The sequence below is a fragment of the Acinetobacter sp. YH12126 genome, from assembly GCF_013418745.1.
In the GTDB taxonomy this organism is placed as follows: Bacteria; Pseudomonadota; Gammaproteobacteria; order Pseudomonadales; family Moraxellaceae; genus Acinetobacter; species Acinetobacter amyesii.
In genome coordinates this window covers 1-11,032 of record NZ_VPBM01000034.1, presented here as the reverse complement: position 1 = coordinate 11,032, position 11,032 = coordinate 1, and the positions used below count along the sequence as shown (strand labels likewise).

General features: G+C 35.8%; 10 protein-coding genes and 3 pseudogenes. 4 read left to right on the top strand and 9 right to left on the bottom strand.

The annotated features are described in order from the left end of the window. Nucleotides 1-194 precede the first annotated feature (194 nt). Nucleotides 195-671: a hypothetical protein gene (locus FTU62_RS16800; RefSeq protein ID WP_218948644.1), complete on the top strand. Its 477-nt coding sequence runs from the start codon at nucleotides 195-197 to the stop codon at nucleotides 669-671. A gap of 143 nt (nucleotides 672-814) precedes the next feature. Here FTU62_RS16800 and FTU62_RS16795 read toward each other — a convergent pair whose 3' ends face one another. Further along, nucleotides 815-1,831, bottom strand: a complete 1,017-nt coding sequence (locus FTU62_RS16795; protein WP_180103245.1) for an SEL1-like repeat protein — start codon at nucleotides 1,829-1,831, stop codon at nucleotides 815-817. Between the two features lie 211 nt (nucleotides 1,832-2,042). Between FTU62_RS16795 and FTU62_RS16790 the strand changes: the two genes are divergently transcribed. Further along, a complete protein-coding gene (locus FTU62_RS16790; protein ID WP_078194520.1) occupies nucleotides 2,043-2,672 on the top strand; it encodes a hypothetical protein in 630 nt (209 codons plus the stop codon). Between the two features lie 208 nt (nucleotides 2,673-2,880). On the opposite strand, the pseudogene FTU62_RS16785 reads toward FTU62_RS16790, so the two are convergent. Together FTU62_RS16785 and FTU62_RS16780 are read right to left on the bottom strand one after the other, a co-directional pair. Further along, a pseudogene (locus FTU62_RS16785) lies at nucleotides 2,881-3,719 on the bottom strand (integrase core domain-containing protein); the annotation flags it as partial. A gap of 31 nt (nucleotides 3,720-3,750) precedes the next feature. Beyond that, nucleotides 3,751-3,923: pseudogene (locus FTU62_RS16780) on the bottom strand (transposase domain-containing protein); the annotation flags it as partial. Nucleotides 3,924-4,165: 242 nt separating this feature from the next. Between FTU62_RS16780 and FTU62_RS16775 the strand changes: the two are divergent. Both FTU62_RS16775 and FTU62_RS16770 read left to right on the top strand, forming a co-directional pair. After that, nucleotides 4,166-4,468, top strand: a complete 303-nt coding sequence (locus FTU62_RS16775) for a helix-turn-helix domain-containing protein (protein ID WP_180103244.1) — start codon at nucleotides 4,166-4,168, stop codon at nucleotides 4,466-4,468. Between the two features lie 4 nt (nucleotides 4,469-4,472). After that, complete coding sequence (locus FTU62_RS16770; protein ID WP_180103243.1) at nucleotides 4,473-5,732, top strand: type II toxin-antitoxin system HipA family toxin; 1,260 nt, start codon at nucleotides 4,473-4,475, stop codon at nucleotides 5,730-5,732. Between the two features lie 480 nt (nucleotides 5,733-6,212). On the opposite strand, the gene FTU62_RS17670 is transcribed toward FTU62_RS16770, so the two are convergent. From FTU62_RS17670 to FTU62_RS16745, 6 genes and pseudogenes are all read right to left on the bottom strand, one after another. Beyond that, nucleotides 6,213-6,329 (bottom strand): ATP-binding protein, encoded by a 117-nt coding sequence (locus FTU62_RS17670; protein ID WP_373886379.1) that lies wholly within the window; start codon nucleotides 6,327-6,329, stop codon nucleotides 6,213-6,215. A gap of 65 nt (nucleotides 6,330-6,394) precedes the next feature. Next, nucleotides 6,395-7,326: pseudogene (locus FTU62_RS16765) on the bottom strand (IS5 family transposase). Between the two features lie 91 nt (nucleotides 7,327-7,417). Next, the gene (locus FTU62_RS16760) at nucleotides 7,418-7,864 is read right to left on the bottom strand and encodes a hypothetical protein (RefSeq protein ID WP_180103242.1); all 447 of its coding nucleotides are present in this window, start codon (nucleotides 7,862-7,864) and stop codon (nucleotides 7,418-7,420) included. A 10-nt stretch (nucleotides 7,865-7,874) separates the two neighbouring features. After that, a complete protein-coding gene (locus FTU62_RS16755) occupies nucleotides 7,875-9,590 on the bottom strand; it encodes an RHS repeat domain-containing protein (RefSeq protein ID WP_306670179.1) in 1,716 nt (571 codons plus the stop codon). 165 nt (nucleotides 9,591-9,755) lie between these two features. Further along, nucleotides 9,756-10,619, bottom strand: coding sequence for a tetratricopeptide repeat protein (locus FTU62_RS16750; RefSeq protein WP_180103240.1), 864 nt, complete (start codon nucleotides 10,617-10,619; stop codon nucleotides 9,756-9,758). Nucleotides 10,620-10,679: 60 nt separating this feature from the next. Next, nucleotides 10,680-11,032 (bottom strand): transposase (locus FTU62_RS16745; RefSeq protein WP_180103239.1); only part of this gene is annotated, 353 nt, incomplete at its 5' end.

Below are 11,032 nucleotides of genomic sequence, written 5' to 3'. Positions count from 1 at the left end.
TACTGTTATTAAAGTCGTAAAAGCACTGAATTTACGCTTAGCAATTTAAAAAAAACTAGTAAAAAAGGGAGCTTAAAGCTCCCTTTTTCAACTTCGCATAACGTGTATTATGTTAATTTTAGAAATACTAAAAATCTAATTTCAATAACAGCAAAAATATTCCAGGTGTAAAAGTGATACTTCAAAGTTCCCAAATGGATGCATTCTTTCTATCCAGATATGATGTCCAGCTTCCCTCAATTTTAGAACTTATGATACTAGAAGGCTTTTATGAGGATTCGGATGCTATTGTCTTTAATTTTTACAAAGATAGGTTAGAGCAGGTGAATTACGAAGCCATAGCTGATGTTTACGGAGATCTAACAGGGTTTGAAGCCTCCAGTAATAAGATTCATATCGAGGATTACGTGGATAATCAACAGTATGAAATGAATGAAATAATCAACATCGGATTCGCATTAGTTCAATTAGTTCAAAACTTATGGAATCAGCTAAGGGATGATGAGTGCACTATAATTTTATCATCTGATTTAGAAAGTGAATTTGGAAGTAATGCCACTCTTAGTTTTCATAAAAAAAGAATGAATGAAATTTTAATGGATAGCTTAGATGACTGCTCTCAAGCAGTATTCATTTGTGGAAACAATGACTTAATATCTGCAAATACTTAACATAAGGGCTGTTATACGAAATAAAAAACCTAGGCACTAGCCTAGGTCTTAAATTTTAAAAAATACATAAAAATTAAGGTTATAGTCTCAATTTTTCAACTTCGTATAACGTGTATTATGTTAATTTTAGAAAAAATTAAAAATTACTGAAGTTCAGCAAGTATTAACTTAGCTTGGACAACTCCATTATTTGCTGATTTTCTAAGCCAGTTTAATGCCTCTACTCGATTCTTCGATAATCCATTACTCCCATTTAAATAGCTTTGACCAATATTGAACTGAGCCGTTGCGTTACCGTTATTTGCCGCTTTAAAATACCATTCAACTGCTTTGGTAGCATCTTTCTGTATACCTCGACCGTACTCATACATTAGCCCAAGGTTATTTTGCGCAGATGGATCGCCCTGAGCAGCTGCCTTGCTATACCATTCAAATGCTTTGACATCATCTTTCTGTACACCTCGACCGTTGAGATACATTAGCCCAAGGGCTCTTTGCGCAGATGGATCACCCTGAGCAGCTGCCTTGCTATACCACGCAAATGCTTTGACATCATCTTTCTGTACGCCCTGACCATTGAGATACATTAGCCCAAGGTTAAATTGCGCATCTACATCTCCTTGAGTAGCTGCCTTGCTATACCAGTCAAATGCTTTGACATCATCTTTCTGTACACCTCGACCGTACTCATACATTTCCCCAAGGTTAAATTGCGCAGATGGATCGCCCTGAGCAGCTGCCTTGCTATACCATTCAAATGCTTTGACATCGTCTTTCTGTACACCTCGACCGTTGAGATACATTAGCCCAAGATTATTTTGGGCTGGTGCATATCCTTGAGCAGCTGCCTTGCTATACCATTCAACCAGTTTGGTATCATCTTTCTGTACGCCCTGACCATTAGCATACATTCCCCCAAGGTTAAATTGCGCATCTACATCCCCTTGAGCTGCTGCTTTTAAAAACCATGCAACCGCTTTGGAATCATCTTTCTGTACGCCCTGACCATTGAGATACATTAGCCCAAGGACTCTTTGTGCAGATGGATTCCCTTGAGCCGCTGATGCTAGTGTTTTGTCAAAATTAGGAACTTGGGCGAATGAATAACTAAATGAAAATGCTAGTATTAAGAATAAAAAAATATTTTTTTTGTAATTCATATTAATAAATCTTATAAAAAAATGAGAGCTGGATGAGTTTATCCAATATTACTTAAAACTGGTAAAGAATCTATATTTAACATAATGGCGATTATACGAAATTTTTAAATTTCTTTAATTATCATAAAGATAATCTCATTTTTTAAATTTCGTATAACGTGTATTATGTTAATTTTAGAAAATCTTAAGATAATTATTAATGAGTGGCTTAATGAATAAAGAAATTTCTGTATTACTGCATGACGTTCCTACTCATGCAGATTACGCATGTGATGCAACAGATTTAGATCCAGAAGATATTCCTGAAGATCGTATAGAACAAGTCATAAATTTATTAAATTCTTCTGATGAAAATATTGTATTTGAGGCAGCAAAACTTCTGACTAATTGGGGACAATCCTCTGGTTTTGATGCATTAGTAAATTTATTAAATGAAAATAAATTAGTTGGTTATATAGATCATCGTTTACATGGTTATGATGATACACTTCAGCATGTACTTAGAGCTTTTGTTCGTTATTGGGCATTCCAAGCTGATCTAGGATTTGGTGAACAGGCTAGAATAAAAATATTTCATCCTATACAAAAGATTATAGAAATATCTAATACAGAACCATTTGATATTAGTCGCTTATTTTGGTTAATTGATGATGAAAAATACGATGAATATATTCCTTTAATTAAAAACCATTTAATCCAAATAATAGATCATCCTGAATTACAATTTTGGAAAATCCATGATGCTATTGAACTGATGCTGAAATTAGAGCCTGAGTTTGTTCATAATTTATTAGAAGAAAAAGGCAAAACATTGGAAGACTTTAAAATTAACACTTTATAAAGTTATACATTTAACATAATGGCGGTTATACGCAATAAAAATGTTAGAACCCATTTAAAGTGTCTATATTCTCACCAATAAAAATGTCTAGTTTATGATGGTTTAACCATCATGGGCTGGATATAAAATATAGATGCTGATCACTATGTCTGATAAAGAAATTCAACGTCTTGCTGTACTGCAAGATATTTTTATTGTGCCTGTCAGGTTAAATTTGAGCTAAATTCTTCTCAGCCCAAATCCGTTTTCCATCAAATAAAGTTTCAAGTGGTGTACGACCACAGCACATTTTTCCTTGATGAGTCCGTTCAGTATTATAGAATTTCAGCCAATCGTCTAGATCAACTTGTAATTCTTTCAATGGGCTATAAAGTTTCTTCCTGAACGTTATTTGATAGAACTCCTGCAAAATCATCTTATGGAAACGCTCACATATACCATTTGTTTGCGGGGAAGCTGCTTTTGTCTTCATGTGATCAATATCATTGACTGCCAGATACAACTCATAGTCATGTTGTTCTACCTTACCGCAATACTCAGTACCTCTGTCTGTGAGGATGCGAAGCATTGGTAAGTCCTGAGATTGATAGAATGGCAACACACGATCATTGAGTAAATCAGCCGCTGTAATCGGTGTTTTTTTGTATAGAGTTTGCAATGAACTATCTTGCTATAAGTGTCGATGAATGTTTGTTGGTAGATCCGTCCAAAACCTTTGAGATTCCCGACATAAAAGGTGTCTTGCGCGCCTATTATATAGTCTGGATGAGCTGTTTCGATTTCACCACAAGCAACGTCATCCTTATGCTTACGTGCAAGTGCCGCAATCTGGTGATAATTTAATTCAATACCATCCTGTGTCACTTTAGCCTTAAGTGCTTTTAAACGCTTCTTAAAGTTTTCTAAATCATGACTAAGCCATATAGAGCGAACACCACTCCCTGAAACAAATACACCCTTCTTGAGTAATTCATTACTAGTACGATACTGACCGTATGCGGGATATTGAATTGCGAAATCAATAACAGCCTGTTCAGTAGCATCATCGTAAGCGTCCGCTGAATCCCATGCCTATTTTTTAATTTTGGTCGGATTTCCAGCGGTGTGGCAGTAATTCTTCTATTTGGGTCACTTTATGCGTCGGCAGTCTTTTCAGCATATCACTTAAATAGGCATACGGATCCAGTCCATTCAGCTTTGCTGACTGGATTAAGTCATGATATTGGCAGCTCGTTGGCCGCTGCGCAGCTTGTGCCAGATATTCCAGTTTAACCTGATAGCAAATACCGGTTCCTCGCGACAACAGGCGAAACTGACTGAGCTTAAAGCAGGTTGTTAGACTTTATTAGATTGTAAATGTCTAATTAGACTTCTTTAATCTAATAAGATCTAATCAGACCAATTAAGCACCCCCCTTACCGATCAAATGGCTTATTTTATAAATCCATTATTTTGTGTTTTAATAGATGTATATAGATATAAGACCTAATATTATGGATTTAAACTTCAAAAAACCTGAAGAGGTTGTTACTTTATTATGTGAAAGGCTTCGCAAAGAACGACTTTATCTGGAAATGACTCAGGCAGACGTCGCTACACGTGCTGGTATTGGTGTAAATACAGTATCTAATCTGGAAGCTGGTCGAAATGTTTCATTTGAAAATTTAGTACGTGTTGCCATGGTATTAGGCCGATTAAAAGAATTAGAGGAACTCTTCAAACCTCATTTAAACAGTGTAAATGACATTCTCCGCTATGAGAGCAATACGGCTCGCCAACGTATCAAAAGGAAATAAGTCCATGCTCAAAAAACTTAATGTTTACTACAATGGATGGGGTGAATATTGGCTTTGGGGTACACTGGTCTCCTCAACCGCAATCACAGGTCGGCCATTAATCGCCTTTGAATACAGTCCAGAAGCGATCAGTAAAGGTTTACAACTTTCCTCTTACCTACTTCCGTTAAAAGGTGACCCATTAAGAACGAACTTTCCTGCACATCAAATGGGATTGCCAGGTCCTATGTATGATGCCTTGCCCGATGGTTGGGGCATGCTTCTTATGGATCGCTTATTTAAAAAAAATGGATTCAATCCTGCACGGATTGGGCCATTAGAAAGACTCACGTATATTAATACACATGCGATGGGAGCATTATCCTTTGAACCTTCAGCACCTGAGTTAGCATTAACTGAAAATATCCCACTGATTAAACTCGCTCAAGAAGTTCAGGAAGTTCTCAAAGGAGAAGGTGCAGAATTTTTACAGCATTTATTAATTATGGGGGGATCTCCACAAGGTGCAAGGCCAAAAGCGCTCATCTATCGTGATCCTGTCACCAACGAATTCTCAACAGTTAGCTCACATCAACATGAAGCCTGGCTGATCAAATTTCCCGCTCAGCAAGAGCATCCTGAAGTTTGTGCAATTGAAGCTGTTTATGCAGAATGTTTACGTCATTGTGATATTGACACCCCTGATACTCAATATTTTACTCTTCCGAATGGATTAACTGCATTTGCATCAAAAAGATTTGACCGCCATGATGGTATGCGTATCCCTATGCAAAGTTTAGCTGCCTTCACCGGAGCTGATTTTAAATCACCAGGGAGTTTAGACTACAGTAACTTTCTTCGCGCTGCACACTTTTGCACCAATGATGTTCGCGAAAAAGCAATTGCATTCAAGCGAGCTGTTTTCAATGTAGTCTTCAATAATCGAGATGATCATTGCAAAAACTTTTCATTTCTGATGTCCCAAAATGGGCAATGGAAACTCTCCCCTGCCTATGATGTTACTTTCTGTGAAGGGCCAGGTGGATATCATCAAATGGATATCATGGGTGAGGCACTGGATATTCCTCGACAAGCTCTTGTAAAACTTGGTACTCAGGAAGCGGAACTTTCTGCCCAAAAAGTTGATGAAATTATTGGCTCGATTTGTAAGGTTGCAATCCGATTCAGCAATATCGCTCATAATCTATTGCCTGGACAAATTCAAACAGAGACTCTCCAGATGATCCAAAATAGGATTGAGCATAATATTCATTTATTGAATTGAATATAAAAAAGTTTCATGAGGATCAAGAAACATTATATTAAATCATATAATGTTATTATTTCTCATGAAAATTAGCACCAAAATACAGGTGACTTTTATAGACTAAAATTTCCAAGATGAAGTGACCAAAATACCTTTAAATGATCTAAATTGCTAAAAATTTCACCCCACTAAAAACTACACACAATCAATTAAATCATATATTTATAGTTAACATCATTTTATGGGATAAATCTCGGTGACCTTGCTAAGGTTGGGGTCGTTTAAATTTATGGTTCTACATTAATAAAAAATTTCTCATCATCCAGAACACGTTCAGCATTAAAGAATGTACCTAAAAGTGCGCCGGCTCGACGATTTGCGAAATCAATAGTTACTTGGACACACATTCTTATCTTACTTGGACACTTTGGTCTACTTATAAGCAAACCAAAGTGTTGTTTAACTTGGACAAAAGAATATCACGATTCTAAAACTTGTTTACCACGTCTTTTCCTCATAGATTGACCTTTTAAAATTAAATACGTGAGCACGATGAACTAAGCGATCTAATAAAGCCTCACCAACAGTCTGATCCTCAAAATGGTTTAACCAAATATTTGTTTCATACGGCTTTGTTGCACAAAGATTTGAAATGCAAAGCGCCCCTAATTAAGCCAAATTTAAGGCGTAACTTGGGTAAGTGGTCGACTTAATTCCGTAAATCTGTTAAGGACTGCTACACGTGCATGGATCTCATTCACTTGGCTATCAAAACTCCTTGCACTGAGTTTATCTCCTAATAATTTGATGCAATGCATCTTAGTTTCAACCAAACTTCGCCGATGATAGCCTGACCATTTTTTCCATAGTGTCCTGCCTAAACGTTTAATTGTTCGAAGTAATTCATTTCGCTCTAGCGAGCTACTCTTTGTATCTTTCCATGGTTTCGCATTTTTTCTAGGTGGAATCACCGCATGCCCTTGCCGACCTGCAATGACCTGACGGCATTGCTTGGTGTCATAAGCTCCATCAGTATAAACAGAGTCGATCCGCTCATCTTGTGGAATCTGATTAAGTAAATCACCAAGCACCTGTGAATCACTGACATTATTGGTTGTAAGCTGAACTGCTCGTATTTGTAGGGTTTTAGCATCTATACCAATATGAAGTTTACGCCATTGGCGACGATATTCAGGTCCATGTTTCTTGCGTTTCCATTAGCCCTCACCTAGAAACTTCATGCCTGTAGAGTCTATGAGTAGATGCAGCCCATCGCTACTTTTTTGGTAGCTGATTACAATATCAATATGCTTTTGTCTTCTACAAAGCGTGGTGTAATCTGGAGCTATCCAATTTAATCCGCAATAATCAGACTTTGCACAAAGCCAGTAACCATACGTAAAGACAGACGAAATAAGGATTTAATCATTAAGCAGCATTGGATGGCTGCGTCGGAGTAGGTTTGATTTCGCCCTTGTTTGCCTTTTGATGGCGCATACAATTGAGTCGTATGATCAAACTAAATTGAGAAGATATTTCCTCGATTTATTAATGCTCGGTTATAAGCGGACCAATTCGTTGTACGATAGATTTTAAGAGCAGGCTTCTTTATGTGAAAATTGTATTTCTAACAAAGCCTTTAAGAATAGGTTTGTGCAACAAAGCACTAACACATACATTAAAGAGTTACTCTAAACATTTTTTCAAGGGCATTCTGTATGCTCAAAATTCATTTCATCTGATTTATAATTAGTCATCCATATATAAACTGTATTATAATTTAATTGTGAACTAAAAAATTTTCCATTTTTAGTTTTTTTAATTTTATCATTTGGATAATATATTCCTATCGCATCATTACTTCCAGGCTTACAATAAGACCAATAATAACCTTCTAAATTATAATTATTACTCCAACCACTTTTTATAAGCCTCTTATTAACTTCTAATAAATCATCAATTTTTATGTCTTTTTTATCAATTTCAACATCTAAAGCAACATATGAATTAGTGGTTCTACCATATACAATGTTATAATTAAAACCTTTAAATATTTTATCTGCTTCTTTGTGAAATTTATTTGATTTATACGGTGTCGTGCTGCTACAAGCAGTCAAAAAAGTAATTAGAATTACTAACATTATTCTCATCGTATTCCCCTTAAAATAAACGACCAAATTCATCTGTAAAAGTACCCCATCCTTTACCTTGAGACTCTAAATTCTTAATCTTTTGTTCAAGTATCATAGCTTCATTTTCTTTATTTATTTGCTTTAAAAATTTAACTGGATTAATTTCCTTATCCCCAAATACTTCAAGAAATGACGCATCTATACCTGGAGTACCTAGACCAACTTCAATAGCAAAAGGTGTCTTTGTAGATAGTGAAGTTAGAAAATCTTCCCCCATTGGAGTACTAATGCCAATTTTCCACCATGGTCCACCACTAATCCCAACAGCTTGACCATTGATAAATCTGTCTGTTCTTTCAGTATTATTTCGCCCTCTTCCGTTAAATATTTTACCCAACATACAAGAACCTCCGACCGTACTTTTCAATCTCTTTGAAATCGTTTTTTCTTTGTGAATATCTTTTAATGTTGAAGGAATATTAAGACCAGCTCCACCATAGACTTTGCCACTATATAAGTTAATAATTACCATGCCTTCAGCACCGCCACCTGCAACTGAACAATATGCGTAATCAAATAATGCTTCACATTGCCCAGTACGACGACACTCTTCAATTTGTTGAAGCCTTTTTTTAATCTCTCTATCAGCTACCAATCCCATTGGATCCACCCACTGATTCGGATCACTCACATAAACTGAATTATTCATACCACCTATTAAACCTATTGGATCTTTACTTAAATATTTCGCACTAAGTGGATCATAATAACGATAATGGTTGTAATGCAAATCTGTTTCCACATCATAATATTGACCTTGGAAACGTATATTCGTTTGCTCAATAAAATTATGAGAGGCCTTTATTTCTGAAACTGTACCCCATGTATTCAGCTCAATTTCCCAAATACACTCACCTAACTCATTACTTAAAGTCTGAGGTGCCCCTATTTGGTCACAGTGGTAAAAGGCAACTCGTTCTAATTCAACTTTATTCTTTCGGGTTTCTGTTCTCCAAATCGGATCTTTATAAACCGAATATTCTTCATGCTGAAATTGGGCATAGTTAGGGGTTTCTAAAAGCTTGATAAACCCTGTATAGCCCGTTTGTAGTAATGGCACAAAACTCTGTGGTTCATAGACATAATGCTTAGTGTAGTTTTCATCTACTGTATTGGATTGCTGCGACTCCCAAATCATCAGGTCTCCGTCCCAGCCAAATAAAGTCAGGGTTTGTGTATTTGGGTTTTTTTTAAATAATCGTCGGCCAAATACATCATAACCATATTCAGTCACCTGACCCTGATGATCACTGCGAATCAATCTATTCAGGTTATCCCACGTCAGTTTTAATGTTTTACCTGCATGGCTAGTTTCAACCACATTGCCTTGCGCATCGTATTTATAATTTTTACCCTTATATTGAGCAATCAAATTACTTTTAACTTGAGATGCTGGCATGGCAATCGGGTCAATCAAATTCCCTGCTGGGTCAAAAGCAAAGCTTTCTGTTTGATGTTGACTTTGACTCTGTGTTAAACGGCCAATTGCATCATACTGATACGTCAGCCTACCTAATCGACTGTCATTCACTTGGGTGAGCAAATAATTTTGATCATATTGATAATGCCGTTCTGCTCGATGCTGTACACGACCTGCAGTTTCTTGTTCTGGTCGAATAATTTGTGAACTCAGCAGACCGACATCATTATAATTTTTGCTTTGAATTAAGCCATTGGCCAACATACGAGCTGTTTCACGGTGTAAGTCATCACGTTGGAACGCGACCATATCTTGTTGATTAAATGCAATACCATAGATATGTCTTGAACTAATAATAAGGTTGGTTTTGATTTTTCAACGGGAAGAATAAGGATACTTAAGCCATCCTAACTCCTCCCATTCATAATTTTAATATTTTTCTAGTTCTGAATAGTAATTACTTTTATTCAGATCTCGATACTTATGATCACCTTTGTAAAAATCGGCTATAATTTCATATTTTCTCGGATCATCTATAAGAAGAATTATAAGATCAATATATTTTTTTGCCAAATCTATATCGTAAAATTCTGAATCTTCATATTTTGAATATAAATTTATACATCCATCATAATACTCTAACAAATAACCATATTTCTTTAATTTTTCAAAATCATTCTTAGCTTCATAAAAATTACCTTCACGTAAATTAATTTCTCCCAACCCATAATAACCATTCATAAACCCCAAGCTCACAGCCTTTTTAAAGTTAAATCTAGCAGTTGATAAACTCACAAAACCATCTTCAAATAAATATATTTCCCCTAGATTAATATAAGAACTCAAATATCCAGCTTCAATTGATAAATTGAAATATTTTATTGCCAGTTCAACATCTTTTTCGTCTTCATTATAATTATAAAAATAACCAAGCCGATAAAAAGCCTCGGGATTCCCAGCCAAAGATGCATCCTCAAAATACGATTTTGACAACTTATAATATCCATTTGAATATAATATTGCTCCCACTCCAACCTTTTCATCTACATTAAACTTATGTGAATAACTAGAAATCAAATAAAAAGCCTCTTTGGTTTTTTTTGCATGAAATAAATCATTTATTTCATATACAATTGATTCATTTTTTTTAAAATTATACATTCCAGCCTCCTCATCCAAGATATTATTTTCACCTTTAGCACAAGAAAATAATGGAATAATTAAAATAATAAAAATCAACTTAAATAAATTCATATCAATTAACCTTTCATTTGTTTTTTTTCTTTTCTTCATCTTTCATCGGCTTTGTTGCACAAAGATGTAAAAATTAAGATTGCCCATATCTACTCAAATTTAAGGCATAACTTGGGTATGTGGTTGACCTAACTCGGTAAATTTATTTAACACGGCTATACGTGCATGGATCTCATTGACTTGGCTATCAAATTTTCTTGCACTGAGTTTATCCCCCAATAATTTGATGCAATGCATCTTAGTTTCGACCAAACTTCGGCAATGATAGCCGGACCATTTTTTCCATAATGTCCTGCCTGAGAAGCACTGCTTCGCAAGATTAACCGTTCGAAGTAATTCATTTCGCGCTAGCGAGCTGATCTTTGTATCTTTCCATGGTTTCGCATTTTTTCTAGGTGGAATCACCGCATGCGCTTGCCGATCTGCAATGACCTGACGGCATTGCTTGGTGT